Source organism: Bradyrhizobium sp. AZCC 1721, from assembly GCF_036924715.1.
Taxonomy (GTDB): domain Bacteria; phylum Pseudomonadota; class Alphaproteobacteria; order Rhizobiales; family Xanthobacteraceae; genus Bradyrhizobium.
Genome location: NZ_JAZHSB010000001.1, coordinates 2872936 through 2891159, shown reverse-complemented (window position 1 = coordinate 2891159; position 18224 = coordinate 2872936). Strand labels below are relative to the sequence as shown.

The 18224-nt window shown below is 61.8% G+C and carries 11 protein-coding genes; 1 reads left to right on the top strand and 10 read right to left on the bottom strand.

The features are described 5' to 3' along the window. Positions 1–23: 23 nt before the first annotated feature. Entirely contained in the window at positions 24–2081 is a 2058-nt protein-coding gene (locus V1273_RS13655) for a TonB-dependent receptor (protein WP_334409928.1), read from the bottom strand. Positions 2082–3207: 1126 nt separating this feature from the next. On the opposite strand from V1273_RS13655, the gene V1273_RS13650 reads away from it, so the two are divergent. Continuing rightward, a complete protein-coding gene (locus V1273_RS13650) occupies positions 3208–3660 on the top strand; it encodes a VOC family protein (RefSeq protein WP_334409926.1) in 453 nt (150 codons plus the stop codon). Between the two features lie 314 nt (positions 3661–3974). Here V1273_RS13650 and V1273_RS13645 read toward each other — a convergent pair whose 3' ends face one another. The 9 genes from V1273_RS13645 to V1273_RS13605 form a co-directional block, all read right to left on the bottom strand. After that, complete coding sequence (locus V1273_RS13645) at positions 3975–5828, bottom strand: ABC transporter ATP-binding protein/permease (RefSeq protein ID WP_334409925.1); 1854 nt, start codon at positions 5826–5828, stop codon at positions 3975–3977. Positions 5829–5941: 113 nt separating this feature from the next. Beyond that, positions 5942–7690: a peptidoglycan-binding protein gene (locus V1273_RS13640; protein ID WP_334409924.1), complete on the bottom strand. Its 1749-nt coding sequence runs from the start codon at positions 7688–7690 to the stop codon at positions 5942–5944. Between the two features lie 158 nt (positions 7691–7848). Next, complete coding sequence (locus V1273_RS13635) at positions 7849–8706, bottom strand: hypothetical protein (protein ID WP_334409923.1); 858 nt, start codon at positions 8704–8706, stop codon at positions 7849–7851. A gap of 64 nt (positions 8707–8770) precedes the next feature. Beyond that, the gene (locus tag V1273_RS13630; protein WP_334409921.1) at positions 8771–9070 is read right to left on the bottom strand and encodes a PepSY domain-containing protein; all 300 of its coding nucleotides are present in this window, start codon (positions 9068–9070) and stop codon (positions 8771–8773) included. A gap of 269 nt (positions 9071–9339) precedes the next feature. Next, the gene (locus V1273_RS13625) at positions 9340–10473 is read right to left on the bottom strand and encodes a PepSY domain-containing protein (protein ID WP_334409920.1); all 1134 of its coding nucleotides are present in this window, start codon (positions 10471–10473) and stop codon (positions 9340–9342) included. Between the two features lie 107 nt (positions 10474–10580). Continuing rightward, entirely contained in the window at positions 10581–11282 is a 702-nt protein-coding gene (locus V1273_RS13620) for a hypothetical protein (protein ID WP_334368139.1), read from the bottom strand. A 1-nt stretch (position 11283) separates the two neighbouring features. Further along, positions 11284–14439, bottom strand: coding sequence for an efflux RND transporter permease subunit (locus V1273_RS13615; RefSeq protein WP_334368138.1), 3156 nt, complete (start codon positions 14437–14439; stop codon positions 11284–11286). A 59-nt stretch (positions 14440–14498) separates the two neighbouring features. Beyond that, a complete protein-coding gene (locus tag V1273_RS13610) occupies positions 14499–14933 on the bottom strand; it encodes a hypothetical protein (protein ID WP_334409919.1) in 435 nt (144 codons plus the stop codon). A 47-nt stretch (positions 14934–14980) separates the two neighbouring features. Beyond that, entirely contained in the window at positions 14981–18106 is a 3126-nt protein-coding gene (locus tag V1273_RS13605) for an efflux RND transporter permease subunit (RefSeq protein WP_334409918.1), read from the bottom strand. Between the last annotated feature and the right edge of the window lie 118 nt (positions 18107–18224).

The following is an 18224-nucleotide window of genomic DNA, read 5'->3' as shown; positions in this document are numbered from 1 at the left end:
GCCACCGACAGCATGTGCAGCAACTACATGTCCACGGTCATCGACAGGAGGTACGTGCGCGGTGCCCCCAAGAAGAACGTTCCGAATGAGGCCACGCTTGACCAGTAACTCTCACCGGTCACGTTCTGAACGTTAGCGCGGAAAACCGTCTTCCTGCCATTGATCGCCGTCGTGTAGCGGGCGCCGAGATCGAGTCGCGTCCAATCCGGGATCGGCTGCTTGTTCGCTGCATCGACGAACTGCCTGCCCGTGTAGATGACCGCCCCGTTCAAAGTGAGCCCCCTCACCCACGGGAGATCCCACTCGGCTCCAATATTGGCCTGGACGTTCGGAACGCCGATTGGCGTATGGCCAACGTTTGCCGCGATGGCGGTCTTCGTGAGGGTGCCATCCAGCAGCGAAACGCCTCCGAGGACACGAACATCGGGCCTGAGTTCGCCGAAGACGTTGAACTCGAGCCCACGCACCTGCGTTTCGGCGGTCGCCGAGAAGCGACCAGCCAACAGCTCGCCGCTCGCCTTCGATATTTCGAAGGCGCTGAAGGTGGTCGCGATCCGGCCGAAGTCTACCTTGATGCCGGCCTCGTATTGCTTGGCGATGTAGGGCGCGAGCACCTCGCCTTGGTTGGAAGCCCCTTGGGGCGCTACGTCGCCCTTGCTTAGACCTTCGATATAGTTCGCGTACAGGGAGACGTTGTCCCTGGGACGGACGACGAGGCCGACCACGGGCGTGGTCGCGCTCTTGTCGGAGGCGTTCATCAGCGTTCCGACATTGGAGAGATAGTTGTTGACCTCGACCCCCTGACGCCGGACGCCCAAGGTCAACAGGACACGCTCATCGAGCACGGACAAGGTGTCAGCAATCGAAAGCCCTGTGAGGTGACTGTCCGAGAGCCGTGGGCGATCGCTGATCTCGTTTGCGAACTGAGTTGGCGCTACCGTCGGACTGTAGATGTTCGACGTGACCGGACTGCCATTGGTAAGCCGCCGGTGCAGCGCGTCATGATAGACCGAGGCCTGGAAGGTGACGGCATGACGAACGAATCCGGTATCGAATCGGGCCCGGACGCCGCCATCATAGGTGTGCCGATCGATGCTGAGCCCGAAGAATTGCGGCGTCGAGGTAGTGCTGCCGATGGCGTTGGTGATCGTCGGCAGACCGAAGAACCGCTCGACATTGGTCCGCGATCCGCCGACGTCGGCGAACAGCGTGACCTGATCGTTTACATCGTATTCGTTGCGCCACAGGACAGATTGATCGTTGATGCGCGACCATTCCCAGGGTTGCGTCACGTTCAACCGACCGTCCGGTGCCTTCGGCACTGGCACGCCGGCACGCATAAGGAAGGGACGTGACGGAGCTTCGAACCGATCGGTCTGGGCAATGAGGTAGAGCCAAGACCTGTACCGTTCGCCCTGATAGTCGAGAGCCAGCGATCCGACGCCCGTCGTTTCAGACTGGCGGTCAATCGGCGTGTCGCCGCCGCGCAGGCTGCCGCTGGCGCGCACGCCCCATTCCTTGCCCTGGCCGTAGCGCCTCGCGACGTCCCAATGACCGCCGAACCGCGCGGCCGAACCGTAACTCGCGGTGAGGCGGGTCAGGTCCTCTCCCGCACGCTTGGGCACGACATTGATGACGCCGCCGACGCCGCCATTGGGCGCAATGCCCGAGAGCGCGGCAGAGGGCCCCTTAAGCACCTCGATGCGCTCGACGTAATCCGTGAAGATGCGGTAGCTCGGCGCGATCCCGTAAAGGCCCTCGAAGGCGAATTCACCATTGTTGCCTTCGTTGATCGGGAAGCCGCGAATGTTGAAGGAATCGACCACGCCGCCAGTAGGGTGGGAGCTGCGCACGGAAGGATCCAGGATCAACGCATCCGCACCGGTTGCCGCCTGCTGATCCTGGATGAACTTGTCGGTGTAACTCGTCACGTTGAACGGCGACTTCATCGTGTTGGTATTTCCGAGCATCCCCAGCCGCGCGCCTTGAGCGACCTGGCCGCCGGCGAAGACGGGCACGACACCCGGCTGCGACGGCTGCGATTGCACCGCGACGGTTTCGGCTTGCGGGGCGGCAGGCACCGTGGTGCGCCTTGAAGCCGATCGGACCCGGGCGTCACTTCGTTTGGTTGGCGCGCGGCGGACCGACTGCTGGGTCGGAGCATCGACCGTAACGGGTGGAAGGGAGCTGCCGCCTTGCGATGTCTGGGATTGAGCGGGCGATTCGAACCACGCCAGCAACGCCACTCCACCCAGCAATGTCGCACCAAAGCGAGCTACCGTCCCAATCCCACCTCCACGTCGCATTCCAGATAGTCCCCCATCAACAACACGTTGCCCAACGTGAAATGGTTCTACGCTCGGCCTGCAATGACCATGGATCAAAGATCCGCTCTCCGCGTCCGATCGACACTTATGGCCTGTGAATCAGCGCCCCCGCAGATTCGCACTCCGCGTTGGTTGCCTGTGCCTTATCGGCAAACTCCGATCACTAGCGATCTGCTCCGGCCTCTTTAGAGAGGCGCTATGGTGACCGCAACGACAAATGCGTGCGCTGCGACTTAGAATGCTTCAATCATCGACGGCTTGAGTCAGCTGACACCGAATTTGGAAAGATTCCAAAGATGCTTTGGGAGATTCCAAGTCAGTGCTGTTGAAATTTGGCAGGAACGATGGACGAGAGCGCTCTCACCAGCGGCCATACTTTCCCTCGGCGCGGCAACTTGACTGGCCTCGCTTTTCAGGAACGCTCCAGACCTCGTCATGGACTGACTGCGCATCACCATTCCGTTCCTGTACGTCGCCCTCATTGCGACAACACCTGCCGCACCGGAAACTGAACACTGCTCGTGAGGGCGCTGTGAGCTCCTTAGTCGTAAGCGATTGCACTGCTCTTGCGACGCGACTCTCCAAGCCGGCCAAGCTTCGCGGCGTCTCATGAATCCAAGGAACGACTGCTCAGGCTGCCCTCAGTGTTTGTAGCGCCGCGACGGCATTCCTCGAATGAGCCTGCGTCTACCATCACCTGTCTTGTAGATGATCGTCGGCATTAGTGAGCCTTGAATTCGGCGATCACCTCGACGAGGAAAGTGGTGGCGAGGATATAAGGAGACACAGACCTCTTCATCACGTCATGATATGGGGGAAAGCACCTGCCCGCTCGTGAACCACGCGATATCTGGCACCGACTTCAACATCCGAGGACAGCATGACGACGCAAGAAACAGCGTGGCAGTATCCCTACGGAACCACGCAGCGCTACCACTTGCAGCACGTGCATCTCTTTGCATCCAGCATCGATGTGACGATCGACTTTTACAAAAAATGGTTCGATGCCGAGGTGAAGTGGGATGGAGATGTCGCCGACGCGCGCAACGTCTTCATTAAGATCGGCATTGGCGCCTTGCACCTCTATGACCAGCTTCCGCCCGGCGAAGGCAAGAACGCTGTCCATCATCTGGGCATGCAGGTCGTCGGCATCGACGAGCTCTACGAGCGCATGAAGGCCGCCAGTCTCCATATTCCAAATCCCATCCGCCGTTTGGGAGGGGGCGGCGGCTACTTCATGCTCGGCGCACCTGATGGAGTCGTTATCGAGATCTTCGAACCCGGCAAGCTTCGTGAGCCGGTTGTACGCAAGGACTATGGCTTCGAGGAATGAAGCCAATGGCAACCGCTCGTCCTCTTTGCCGCCGGATCTTCAAAGATTCCCACGAAGAATGCCCTGACGTTCGTGGACGTGACCCCCGACGGCGTCTATCGCACCGAGGAGCGCTCCTACGCCCAACTGCAGCAGTTCGCACACCAATCCTATGGACCCTAAGGGCTGATCACTGACGGCACTTGCTACAACCCGTATCCTAAGGCGTCTTGTGGGTGCCGATGTTCGGCATCGGCAAGAAATTATCGGGACGATGGCCCCTGCACTCACGGCCTTACGGCTGCGGTAGCCGCAGTCTTGGGCTTTCTCATAGGTCATTCGTGTCGGAACGCTTCGGCTGGCTCGAGCGCGGCGGCGCGCGAGGCGGGATAGACGCCGGACAGCAAACCGATCACTCCGCCTACGGCCGGAGCAAGCAAGGGAGCGATTGGGTCGAGCACCGGCGTCCAGACCTGATACGCCGAGACACCCACCACTATCAGCACGCCGACACTGGATCCGAGCAGTCCCCCCACGACACCCATGGACGCACTCTCAATCAGGAACTGTGAAGCGATGTGGCGACGAGTAGCGCCAATGGCACGACGCAGTCCGATCTCCGCCGTTCGCTCCATCACGCCCACCAAGGTGATATTTGCGATCCCAAGCGCGCCGACCACGAGCGACAGGCCGCCCAGCAGCAGGAACATCATATTGAGATCGGTCTGCACGTCGTCGCGCACGCGCCGCGGCTCCTGCGGCAGTTGCACGCGAAGCGCGCGCGGGTCGTCGGGCCGCAGCGCCGCCCGCGCCTGCATCGCTATCAGGTTGGCCGCGCCGATCTTGGTCTCCACAACCACCATGCCAGGGCCGAAGAGACTGAAATGCCGTCGCGCCGTGCCCTCGGGAATGATCACCGAGCCAAGCAGTTCAGGCTTTCGCACCACATCGCGGAGGATGCCGATCACGAGGTAGAGGTGATCGCCGACATAAATCGCGGGCAGCCGCTCGACTCCAGCGATGCCCAGGCGGCGCGCAGCATCGGGACCAAGGATTGCGACGCGCTCGGCGCGCGCCGAATGCCCGTCGTCGATAAGCCGTCCCGAGGCGAGGTCGGCACGCACGGCGCGAAACAAATCCGGCGAGGCAGCGCGCACCGCCAGTTTGAATGCTGTCTGATTGGACGGATCCACCACCGGAGAGGCGCTGACGAGCATGTCATGGACATTAACGTCGCTGAGCAGGCCCGCAGCCACCACGCCGTTCAACCGGACAAGCCGCTCCGGAGCGTCCCAAGGAATGGCACGTGGATCAATCGTGCCGGTCGCCATTCCCGGCCGCGCCGTGATGAAAAGTTCCGTGGCCGCAAGTTGATCGAACTGACTGATGATGCGGTTGCCGGCGGTTCGGGTGAGACCGACAGTGGCCACCAGCGCCGACATGCCGATCACGATGCCAAGCACCGTCAACGCCATGCGCGCCGGCCGCGCAATCGCCCCGGCGATCGCCTCGGAGAGAAGATCGCGCATCGTGATCCCCGAAGCGACAATGCGCGCCCTGGATGGAGGCGGCAATGCCGTCTCGCTTCCACCGAAGAGCCGGCCATCCTTCATGTTGACCCGGCGCGAGCCCCGGCGTGCAACGTTTTCGTCGTGCGTGACGACGACAATCGTCATGCCCTCCTTGTTGAGCTCGGTGAAGAAATCCAGGATCGACTCGGTGTTCTTGGAATCAAGATTCCCGGTCGGCTCGTCGCACAAGAGCAGGCTCGGTGATCCCATCAGAGCGCGGGCGATCGCCACCCGCTGACGTTCGCCGCCGGACAATTTGGAAGGCAGGAATTCCGCACGATGCTCGAGGCCGACGCGGCGAATTTCCTCCATAGCCCGTTCGCGCCGCCCGCGCCCGGTGTGCCGGCGGTATACTTCCGCCAGCATGACGTTCTCGAGGACAGTGCGATAGGGCAGCAGGTGGAATGACTGAAAGATGAATCCAACGCGGCGGCTGCGCAGCCCGGCCCGCTCATTCTCGCTCAGCTTCGTCGTTTCGATACCATCAAAAACGTACTGTCCGCTGGTTGGCCGGTCGAGGCAACCGAGGATGTTCAACACCGTGGATTTCCCCGAGCCGGACGGACCGGTTATCGACAGCCATTCGCCGCGCCGCAACACGAGGTCGACATCGATCAATGCGTCGACAGCGGGATCGGTCCCGAATTGCTTGCACACTTTCCGCAGGTCGAGGACATGGTCGGCATCGACAGAAGCCGTCGGCACCTCCGGCCGAATGTCCTCCATGAGCTTCATTTGACCGCCGCCGGCGCTGCCGTCGGCTCAGCTGTCTTATAGCCGACTACCACGAGTTGACCGGGCGCAAGTCGCCCATCGGGGGTGTTGACCTCGACATAGCCGCCCGTAGAAAGCCCCGGCTGCACGGTGACGTACTCTTGCTTACCGCCGCGTTCGACCAGCACACGCGATGTTCCGTCGGCGGCAAGCGACACCGCACTGGTCGGGACCGCAGTGACCGCGCCCTTCGACGTTTCGATCGGAATTGCCAGTCGGACGGAAAACCCCGCCAGCAGCACAGGCGTGGTCTCCACCTTGACCCCGAGATAGAAGTGGTAGCCGTCCACGCCGCGCGTGCCGGGTGTGGTCGCCACCGTCTCAACAACGCCGGTCGCCTTGATCCCAAGCGCCTGCTCGTCGATCGCAACTTTCATCCCGGGCTTCACCAACGGCGCGGCTTCAAGTGGCAGTTGCGAGTCGATGCTTAGCTGGTTATCGGTCACGCTCATAACCGGCCCGGAAGCATTGGCCGCGACCGCGGCGGTCACCTCGTGGACGCGAACCGGGAGCGACGGGATGAACACGACCTCGTCCGCTGGTACCTGCACGCCAAGCTTCGCGCGGGCGGCCGTGAACTCGGCGTTCAGCCGCTGCGCTCGTTCGCTCGCGACCTTGACGTCAAATTCAGCGAGCTCTTGCTGTTCCAACGCGGCGCGCACGCTGCGCTCGCCTTCGAGGCGGGCCGCCTTCACGGCGCCCTCGGCGACCCGGATCCGTTCCTCGGCCAGCGCGGCCTCGCGCGCCGCGGTTTGAATCGCCAAATCGGCTTCCATCTTTGCCTTGCGCTGCGCGGCACGCGCCACTTTCAGCTTGGCCTCGGCCGCAGCACGCGCCGTTTCGGTCTGGCGCGGATCAAGAACGATCAGGGCACGGTCGGCCATTTGCGTGGCGACATCGGCGCTGGCCGCGGTCGCCGAATGCGCGGCCCGCGCGCGTTCGGCTTCAAGCGCAAGCGATTTTCCGGCGCGCGCGTCCGCCAGCTGGCGGTTGTCACCAACGCGTGCCGCGCTGTCGAGAGAAGCCTGGCGCGTGTTCTGCTCGGCGATGGCCCGGGCGGCGGCGACCGCTTTCACCACCGTTTCGCGCGTGGCCTCGGCCGCAAGCTGGGCGCGCGCGGCATCCGACCACTCTCGCTCAAGCGCCGCGACGGCAGCGCGCTGCTCGCGGGTCGGTACGTACGGATCCCACCCGGCCCTCTTATACATGCGCTCGACCGCGGCGGATGTCTTCTGATCGTAATTGCCATCGACTGTGCCCGGATCGAAGCCAAGGCGAGCCAGGGCTTCTTCGAGCTGGCGGACGTCACCGCCGCTGGTTCCGGGCGCCATGTCGCGAAAAGCCGGAACCGCGCCGATGAGGACAAAGACCGGACGGCCGGATGCGGATAGAATCACCTCGCCTTCCCCGAAGTTCGTATTGGGTCGGGGTAGCGACGAGATCAGTCCGGCGCCGCCCTTGACCGTGGAAGGCGCGATGGAAATCGGCTGCGGCAGCCCGAAGCGGACCGTGCCGCGGGTGACGACATCGGAACTCAATACCCGCGACTCCACGGGCACGAGAATCGCGGATGGCTCGGGGGCCGCGGTACGCGCCGCCACCTCTGCCGGCGACTGGATCCTGGAGCCCATATACCAGGCGCCAACCGCCATGCCGCCGACCACGCCCAGAATGGCCCAGAGAACGTTTACGCGCTTTGCGACCATGCCGTCCCTCCCGCCATCGACAGCGTGCGGGCCATCTTCGCAGGAAGCGTTGCGTCCGCCTTCGTCATGCGAAGCACTGCCAGAAAAGGAGATTACTCCTAGCCGCCGATCGGGGAAAGTATGGAAGTGTACATCCTAAAGTGTACATCCTAACTGGTCTATTGCACCTTCCTTGAGAACAGCTCCTCCTGGATGCGCTCCTCGACCGGAGCCAACACCTCCTCCTGCATTTTGAAACTCTTGGCCGAGACCAGGCGCTCGTAGTCCTGTAGTTTCCGCAGAGCGGCCTTCTGGTCCGGCGACATCTTGGAAGCCAACAACTTGCCGCCCTCGGTCAGCGCGCTGAGCCGGTTCCGCAGGTCGGGTTCGATCTCATCCGGGTGGCCGTATTCGAAGCCGGCCTTCTTCATCTCGCGCTGCCAATATCCAAGCGCGGCCTTCATCCGGGGGTCCTTGTTGATCAGCGCGTCCTGGGGATTGTAGTGAGTGGCCTTCAACTGATCCGGTTTGAATGTTTCAGTGAGGGCCTTGCGCGTGCAACCACCGGTCCGCGACAAATCCTCGATCTCCAAAGCGACCGCGAGGGTGCTGCTCACGTCGTCCCCGAGCAACGCGCGATTGTAGGCGACCTGATCCGCGGGGGATAGCTTGCGGAAAATTTGCACATTGCGTTCTCCGAGACCAACGCGGGCCGGACTGTAGCCGGTGGCGAGCTGAGGCGGCAAACCGGTATAGAAGGTAGTTACGCCAAAACCATAGCGACTGACGAACTCCTCTTCACTGAGGCCTGGAAGGCGTTTGTCCGCCGCCATGCCCGCCCGCACCGTGTTGTGGTCGGCCGCAATGTACTGAAAGCCTTGTTCGCGCATGCAACGCGCGATCAGTTCCTCGGTCTTCTCGATCGCCTGGACCAGCTCGCGTGGCGACATGCCGAATTCCTCGGTGCCAAGACCCTTCGGTGCCTGCGCCTGCGCCGCGGCGATCGCTGGAGCGAACAGGACGGCGAACAGGCCCATGTAAATTGCCCTCTTCATGACGCTATCCTTTCCAATAACGAACCTCGCACGCAGCCGATGTATGTCAGTCCGTCCCGACAATCTTTCCGGTCTGGATGTCGACGAACACGTCCTTCTCGCCCTGTTCCGGTGATTGGATCTCGATCACGTAGACATTCTTGCCGCGCTTCTTCTCGATCACTACGTCCGTGACTTCGCCGGGGATGCGTTCCAGCGCAATCTTCTTCGCCTGTTCTTCCGTGATCTTTGCCGCGGACGGCGCACGCTCTTTCGAAGGACCTGGCTGCTGCGCTTGCGCGGCGACGGTCATGGCTGGCGCAAGAAGAAGGCTGGTGAGCAGGCCCCAGTGGATCGTCCTCTTCATGGCGGTATCCTTTCCGATCAAGCCCCATGGAAACTCGCGTTCCGCGTTCCGCTGTCAGACTGTCCACGGACGTGCATCTTTCTCGCCGTATTCGCTGGGCATTGCCTCCAACGCCATAGACCCGGCGCCGCGTGCGCTCCATCTCGATCCGTTGGCCGTTCGCCGAAGGCAGCTCCAACGCGGTGGAGCTGGCCCCGTCGCCGGTCAGCGACAGGGGCGCGGCCTTCGTATGCTCAGCACTTCACGGACGTGGACAACGCGAACAGCGGTTACTTATCCGTGCCCACCACCTTTCCTGATTCGATGTCAACGAAGACATCGGTTTCCACTCCGTCCTTTTCGGCAACGATCTCCACGGCGTAGACATTGTGTTTGCCGTATCTCTCGATCTTCGTCGACGTAACCTTGCCCGGGACTTCCTTGAGTGCGATTTTCGTCGCCTCCGACGTGCTGACTTTTGCAACCGGTGGCACCGTCTGCTTCCGAGGCTCTCGATGGTGTTTTCCAAAGCTCGCGATGTCCGTGCCGGGCAATGCGTCAGAGGCAACCAGTTCGCCATCCGAGGTGTCCTTGACGAGTCCCACTCCAGGGCACCACCACTTGTCCGTGATATCGGATGGGTTGGTGAGGCTATTCTCGCGCGTTCTCACACAATCCTTAAAGGTCCCGGCTGGAACGGTTATTGCGATCCCGCTTTCCATGTTTTCTGTATAGCCATAGGCCTCGGCCTCGTGCCCGTCGAAGATGTATTTGTCACCGACGGTAAAGGCCCCGGGCATCAGCAAGCCGGGCTCGGCGACACCGTTGCCATCGGGGTCGCCGACACGCCAGGTCCCCGCAAAGACCTTGCGTCCTACCTGGTCTATCTCCCAGCTCACTTCGCCGAACGTGTACAGGGCATTGGTCGTCTTATCGAAGCAGAACCAGTTTTCCGCCCGCTGGTCCAATACGCCGTCGTAGAATTCCTCTTCCTGGACGACGCCACATTCGAACTTGCCAATACCCGGAACATCAAACGGTTCGGTCTTGTCGAGAACCTTGACTTCTATCCGTAGGAGTCCATGTGGATGGTTTCGATTCTCCATGATGTATCGAAAGCCTGGCTTGAGTGGAAAATAGAGTGGGTTGTGTCCACTCGGCAGCAGGTTTTCCGCCTTCAAGTTCCAGTCCTTGAGTGAGGAAAAATTGACGCGGGCGCCGCTCTGGGTGCGGCCTGGCTGATCCTTGAATTCCCGTGCCATGGCCCTGTCGCCATGCAAACCCAGCCAGGTGCCGCCAGCCAGCATGAACCCGGCCGCCACCAGAACAGTGCCTGCCATGAGCGCGGCACGCCACCTGGCGAGTCGGCTAGATTGCTCCCTCGCTGTCTTCATCTGTCGCTTCAATCCCTGCTTGTCGAACATCTCAATGCCCTCCAGTCGCGGGCGGCGGTCCGGCCACGTGTCGCCCTAGGTTGCGGAAGTGTTCAGCCGTGTGTAGCCGATGGGCTGATCTGACATTTCTTGCGGGTTCATCTCCCCCTCGCCGTGGTGAAGCCTGCTTCGATGAATGACCGATTGCCGTCCTTCGCGACGGTTCCGATTGCGAATTTGTAGACCTTACCGGCGCGCAAGAACCCCTCCGGTACCGTGAAGGATTTGGCCGAACCGGGCAGCAGTGCCCGGACTTCGTAGGCCGAGCCGGTTTGCTCGATAACGATGGCACAGGCCTCGATGCCCTCCGGCACAGACCAGCGCAGGGTCAGCGCGGTGGCGGGCACGTCCCTCTGATCAGGCCGCGGATATTCGAATGCCGCAGGTTTCGGAAACACGTGACTCAACAGCGCCTCGCCGCGCAGGTTTTCCCCTTTGGTCGTCGTTCCCTCAAAGCGATACGCGCCCGCCGGAAAATCGGCGCGTACGATTCTATCGTCGTCGGGTTCCGGCGATTCGAGCGTGAGGCTCCGGATTCCCAGTTTCGAGTCCGGCGTTTTCAGTTCGATCACGGTACGCGCGCCGGGCGCCGAAACCTTCAGCGCAGCCAGGCCATCGTCCCCGCCGGTTGCCTCGAACCGGATCTCGGCATCGCGATCCTGTATATTGCGTTCGAGATAGACGGAGAGCTTTTCAAAGCGGCCATCCTCGGCCGCGGCTCCTGTCACCGGATACGCAAGCGCAGATAACGTCGCAGCGGCGACGACAATCCAACCATTGCGACGACGTACGGCTCTCATCTCACGCGCTCCCGGATACTGGCGCCGGCGCCGGTACAGTCAGAAGATCCGTCGACTGGCCAGCACCGCGGCCGAAACGGAGATAAAATGCAGGCAAGATAAACAGGTTGAGCAGCGTCGATGTCACGAGGCCGCCCAGAATGACTACCGCCATCGGATATTCGACCTCGTGGCCCGGCAGGTCGCCGAAAATGATCAGCGGCACGATCGCCAGCCCAGCGGCTCCGGTCGTCATCAGGATCGGCCGTAACCGCTCGCTCGCGCCACGAAGCACGAGCCCCATGCCGAACGTCTCTCCCTCATGACGTTCCAGATGCTGGAAGTGGTTGATCATGATGATCCCGTTGCGAGCGGCGATGCCAAGCACCGTCAGGAAACCGATCAACGAGCCAAGGGAAATCACGCCGCCCGCGAGCCACGCCGCCAGGACACCGCCTACGAGCGCCGAAGGAAGGGTCAGAAAACTCAGCGTTGCCAGGCGCCAGCTATCAAAGGACTGTCGCAGAAGCACGAATATGACGGCGAGCGCCAGCAAGGCCAACAGTTGGAGGCGGTTGCGGGCGGCGCTCAGTTCCTGATACTCGCCTTGCAGCACCGCGTAATAGCCGAGTGGAAACGTCAACTTCTGCAAACGCGCCTGCACGTCGCTAGCGACTGCGCCGAGATCGCGGCCCCGGACATTCGCCTGCACGTCGATCCGGCGGGAACTCGCCTCACGCTTGATGACATTTGGCGTCGGTCCAATATCGACATCGGCCACTTCCGCCAGCCGGACGCGGTGCCCGGTCGGAGTGTCGATCAGCATCTCGCGAACCGAGTCCACGCTTCGGCGGAATTCCTCCGCGGTCCACACCTGCACGTCGTAGGTGCGTCCTTCGATGAAGATGTCGCCGACCTCGGTTCCAGACATCAATGACGCGGAGGCACGCCGCACATCGCCCGGCTTCAGACCGTAGCGTTGCGCCTCGTCCAACTTCACCGTCACCTGAATGTGCGGCACTTCGACCATCAACTCCTTGTGCAGGTTGACGAGGTCCGGAACATCAGCGAGTGCCGCGCGGACCTCCTCTGCCTTGTCCCGCAGAACGTCGAGATCCGGGCCGAAGATGCGCACGACGATCGCCTCGCCGGTGCCGGTCAGGACCTCGCGAATGCGCTCCTTCAGATAAGTCTGCACATCGCGGTAGAGGCCGGGATAGCCCTCCACCATCTCCTCGATCTTGGCATACGTCTTGTCGTAGTCGGCCTCCTTGCTGATGCTGATCCAGTTCTCGCCGAAATTGACGCCGACGACCTCATCGGCAGCAAACGCCTGGCCAATATGCGCACCGAAATTGCGCACGCCCGGAATAGCGCGCAACTCCCTGCTCGCGCGGGTCGTGATACGCAGCATCTCGGGAAGTGACGCGTCGGGCGTGGTTACCCAGTGCATCAGGAAGTCGCGCTCCTTGAACGAAGGCAGCAGCGAGTGGCCGAGGAGCGGCCAAACACCGATCCCCGAGAGCGTCACGACTGCAACAGCAATATAGGCCATGCGTGGTGTCCGGGTGACACGTTCCAGCAGGGGCGCGTAATGGCGCAGCAGCCAGACGACGACAGGTGATTCACGCCCTTCGAGTTGCGCGTTACGCAACAGGATCAGGCAGAGCGCCGGCGTTACCGTCATCGCCAGGACGAGCGAGGCCGCAATCGCCAGCACATAGGAAGCAATCAGCGGCTTGAAGAAGGATCCGGCAAGGCCTTCCATAAACAGGACAGGGACTACGGCGGCGACCACGATGAGGGTTGCAGAGACGATCGGCGCCCGCACCTCGAGCGAAGCATCCAAAATGATGCGCGCCGTGCTTCGCGTATCGCCTCCCCGCCGCGCCAGACGTAGTCGGCGCATGATGTTCTCAACGTCGAGGATCGCGTCGTCGACGACGATCCCCAATGCTATTACGAAGCCGGCCAGGGTCATTGTGTTGACCGAAGCGCCGGACATGGACAGAACCAGCCCAGCTGCGAGGAGCGACAGCGGAATGGCGACGATACAGACGATCGCGGTGCGCCATTCGTAAAGGAAGATGAGTATGATTCCCGCGACCAGCACGCAGCTCAGCAACAGCGCCCATGAGAGGTTGCTGATCGAATCCTCGACGAAGGTTGCCGGCCGAAAGATTGTCGTATCGATCTCAATTCCCGGAAGACCTGGCTTCATCCTCTCGAGCGCCTCTTCCACCCCGCGGGTGACGGCGAGCGTGTTGCCCCAGGGGAACTTTTCGACGATGAGCATGAGGCCTGGACCGTCGTTGATAACGGCATCGCCGATCATGCCCTGCGGCGCATAGACGAGATCGGCTACATCGCTCAGCAATAGTGGCGGCTTGCCGCCCTGTGCGGTCACCGGCACCCTGGCGAGCGTTTCGGGTGTAACGCCGGCGGCGGCGAAGCGGAGTTGAAAGCGCTGATTGGGTGTTTCGACGAAGCCGCCGGTACCGATGTGTGCGCCGCGGGCATAGCGCAACAGGCCTACATCGAGCGCATCGGAAACCGCTTCCTGAACCCGGTCAAGCGTAACGTTGGCGGCAGCCAACCGCTTCGGATCAACCATGACCTGAAGCATCTTCAGCTGCTCCCCCCAGATCGCGATATTCGCAACGCCGGGAACGCCAAGCAGCCGCTGCCGGATGGTCCAATAGGCCAGCATCGACAGGTCCATTACGGACTTGTCCTGAGACGTAATGCCGATCTTCATGATCCGGCTGGTCGAGGAGAGTGGCGGCATCATGAAAGGCGGCGAGGCCCACGTCGGCAACGTCTTGCTCGCGAGCACCATTCGCTCACTGACCAGTTGCCGCGCGCGAATTTCGTCGACCCCGGACTTGAAGATTAGGAGGATTGACGACAATTGCGCCACCGACTTCGAACGCATCACCTCGATGTTCGGGACACCGTTCAGCGCATTCTCCAGCGGCACAGTGACGAGTTGTTCAACTTCGGCGGACGAAAGCCCAAGACAGATGGTCTGGATCTCGACCCTCGGCGGCGCGAATTCCGGGAATACATCCACTGGCACGTCCCGCAGGCGTGCGAGGCCAAACCAGGTCAGCACCACGCCAAGGGCGAGGACGAGATAGCGAAAGCGCAGACTAGAACCGATAATCAGCCTCATCATTGAAAACGCATCCTTCCACTCAGGCCGAAGCCGTTATGGAAAACGATTTCGGCCGGAAGCTAGTGACCTACCTTCACCTCGCTCCCGAAGACTTGCGGCACTCCAACGGCAAGCACCTTCGTGCCAGCAGGTGGCCCGTCACTCAGGTAAACGTTGTCGCCCTTGATGGTGTCGATCTCCACCGCTCCGCGGAAGAAGGTCAACGGATCGGCGCTGATATAGACCCAGGTTTTTCCGGTGAGGTCGTAGAGAACAGATCCGTATGGCACGATCCGTCGGCCCGACGGATCCACCCGCACCTCGTCGATCTGGATGCCGAGCCGCTCGGCCGCCTTCGGCGTGAGCGTTACCTTCTTGATCCTTGCGTCGAGCGTGGTCTCGACTCGGGCTGGCGCGCTCTTTTTGACCGTCGACTCTGCGGCCAGTGCTGAGAGACAGGACGCTGCAAGGCACGCGGCGGACGCCGCGACCATCAATGCGTTGAAGCGGACCATGGGACGTTTCTCCCTTTTGACCGCCTTCGAAGCGGCACAAGCGGCAGTCATGACGCGTTCTCCATTTCAAGATCGAGCCGGTCGGCCGTCCAGCCATTGCCGAACCGGAGGTAAAGCGCCGGCAGCACGAGCAACGTTCCGAGCGTCATGGTAACGACGCCGCCCACGACCGCGAGCGCGAGCGGATGTGCGATCTCTAGTCCGGCGACATCACCCATGATCGCGAACGGAAGCACCAGAGCGGACGTTGTCGCCGACGACGCGATGATGCTCGGGAACTGTTCCAGCACGCCGCGACGCACCAGCGTTTCGCCGAACAGCTCACCCTCGTTCAATTGCAGGTGCTGGAAATGGGCGACCAGACCGACACCCTGCCGCACCATCAGTGCGAGCACCGCTGCCAGACCCAACAGAGAGCCAAGCGAGAAGTCACCGTCATCGATTGCGGCCGCAGCGAGGCCACCGAGTGCAGCAACCGGTACGCCCAGCAGCGACAGGGCGCTGAGTGTCCAACTGCGGAGCACCGCCTGGGTCAGCAGGAACATCAACACCGCTGCCGCCGCCATGTAGCTGTATATCGATCGCAGAGAAGCTCGCTGCTCCTTGTATTCGCCGAGCACCTCGGCACGGTGCTCGAACGGGAATGCGATCTGCTTGACATTCCTGGCGACATCATCCGCCACATCACCGAGCGCCCGCTCGTCCACCTTCGCGGAAACATCGATGCGGCGCGAAGACCCCTGTCGCTGGATGATGCTGGTGGCCGGCGCGATGTGGACGTCTGCGACCTCGGCCAGGCGAACCTGCGACCCGCTCTCGCTGTTGATCATCAGATTCCGCACGTCATCGATGTTGTCGCGCAACTCCGGTCGCCCCCAGACAACCACGTCGAAAACCTTCTGGTCCTCGAAAAGCGCACCGACGGTGATGCCGCCGACCAGCGCGGAGGTCGCCCTGCGGACGTCGCCAGGCTTCAGGCCGTAACCAGCCGCGCGATCAACATCCACCTTTACTTCGATCGAGGGTTCTTCGACCTGTAACTCGACCCGCGGATTTTCTATGCCGGGGATCTTCGCCATCGATGCGCGGATCTCCTCCGCCTTGGCGCGAATGATCTCAAGGCTGTTGCCATAGACGCGGACAGTGAGGCTATCCGGGTCACCGGTGAGCGCCTCGCGCAGCTTCGTTGACAGGTATGTCCCAAGTTTGCCGCGCATCCCGGGATAGGTGGTGATGGCAGCTTCGACGGCATCCACCGTCGTTTCGCGATCGGCCTTCGGATCGATGTTGACCCATACTTGTCCCGTATTGACGTCCGCCGCGCGTTCGCAGTTGCAAAGCACGGCCCGTCCGAGATTGGCGAAAGCGTTCTGCACTCCCGGGATCTGCCGCAGATCGCGGATCAGGTTCTCGGTCGATCGGGTCATTGCCTGCAACGAGGTGCCGGGCGGCCCCTGCCATTCGATCACCAGATCCGTCTCTCTGAAGCTGGGCACCATGTTGCGTTCGAGCGGGCTCCAGAGCGCGAAGCTCGCGATCGCCGCCACGACGCAGGCGCCGATGCAGGCAAACGGCGCGCGGATGACGCGGCCGACGATCCGATCGAAAGGCTTGGCCAGCCTATCGATGACCCATCCGCCCGTCGGGGTCAGTGGCGCATTGGCAAGCAGCACCGCAGCCAGCGCGGGGGTCACGATCAACGCCACTAGCATCGAGATGGACACGGCGGCGATATAGGCCCAGGCCATCGGCGCGAAGAACGCGGCGGACCGGCTGTACATGAACAGAACGGGTAGCACTGCGACTACAACGATCAGCGACGCGTACAGCATCGGCCGACGCGTTTCCAGCATCGCGCGGACGACGACCATGAAGCCGGACCGACCATCGCGTTGCTGCGCACGTAGGCGGTGCAGCACATTTTCGACGTCGAAAATACTGTCATGCACGATTACCCCGGACGCCATCAGCAGGCCGCCGACGACTATCATACTAAGCGGGATTCCCGCGGCCTTTAACAGCAGTTCAGCGCAGACGAACGACAATGAGATCGCGACGAGGGCGATAACCGCGGCCCTCCAGCTACCGATCAGAAGGCCAAGCACGACGGTGGCCAGGATGATCGAAATGAGCATGGCCTTGCCCAGATTGCTGGTCGCACGTTCGATGAAGCTCGCGGGATGGTAGATGGTCGTATTGATCTCGATACCGGGCAGCCCGGGTTTCAGTTCGTTGAGCGCTCGTTCAATGCCGCGCGTCACGTCCACTGTGTTGAAGCCGGGAAACTTCTCGATAGCCACCATCAGGCCGGGGTCTTCGCCGACGATGGCGTCTCCGATCAGCGCCTGATGACCCTCCGCGAGATAGGCGACGTCGCCGACACTCACGGTCGTACCGCTCAGCGGCACCTTGGCGAAGGTGCCCACGGTGGAGATCGGCAGTTGGTGACGGATGCTGAGCCGCTGGTTCGGCGTTTCGATGAAGCCACCGGTGCCGGGCGTGGATGAGCTCAGGTAGGTGAGCGGCGAGGACCACACCGCCTCACCGGTTGTCTTGATCACCTGATCGAGCTTGACGCCCCTCTTGTTCAGGTTCCGGGCATCGACAAGCACCTGCACCTGCCGGTCGCGCTGACCCCATATTGATACATTTGCCACACCCGGGACTCCGGCGAGGCGCGGCGCGATGTTCCAGCGCGCCTGAATGGACATGTCGATCAGCGAGACGGATTTCGAGCTCAGGCCGATATTCATCACTCGGCTGGCAGAGGAAACTGGCTGAAGCATAGTCGGGGGACTGGAGACATTCGGCAGCGCATGCGCCTGCGTCAGCCGCTCCTGCACCATCTGGCGCGCCTTCATCAGATCGGTGCCGGGAGCAAAGATCATCTCGATCGTCGAAAGTCCCGCCATCGATTCCGACTGGATGACCTGAAGCCACGGCACACCGTTCAGGAGGTCCGCCTCCAGCGGCACGGTAATCAACGATTCGACTTCGGCGCTGGAAAGGCCAAGCGACTCGGTCTTCACGGTGAGTGAGGGCAACGCCAGCTCGGGGATGACTTCGAGCGGCTTGTTCCTGACGTCGACGGCGCCGAGGATAAGCAGGCCCGAGGCGGCAACTACAATGAGAGTGCGCAAACGCACGCTAGAGGAAATGAGCCACGCCAACATTTCGACGCCCCTCTTTTGACCCCTGGTTGCATTTCACCTCTAGTTGAAATCGAAACTCCTTTTGAGAGGGCCCGTTGAATGCGGGATTTTCTGATCGCTGTGTCGCTCGTAGAGGCGA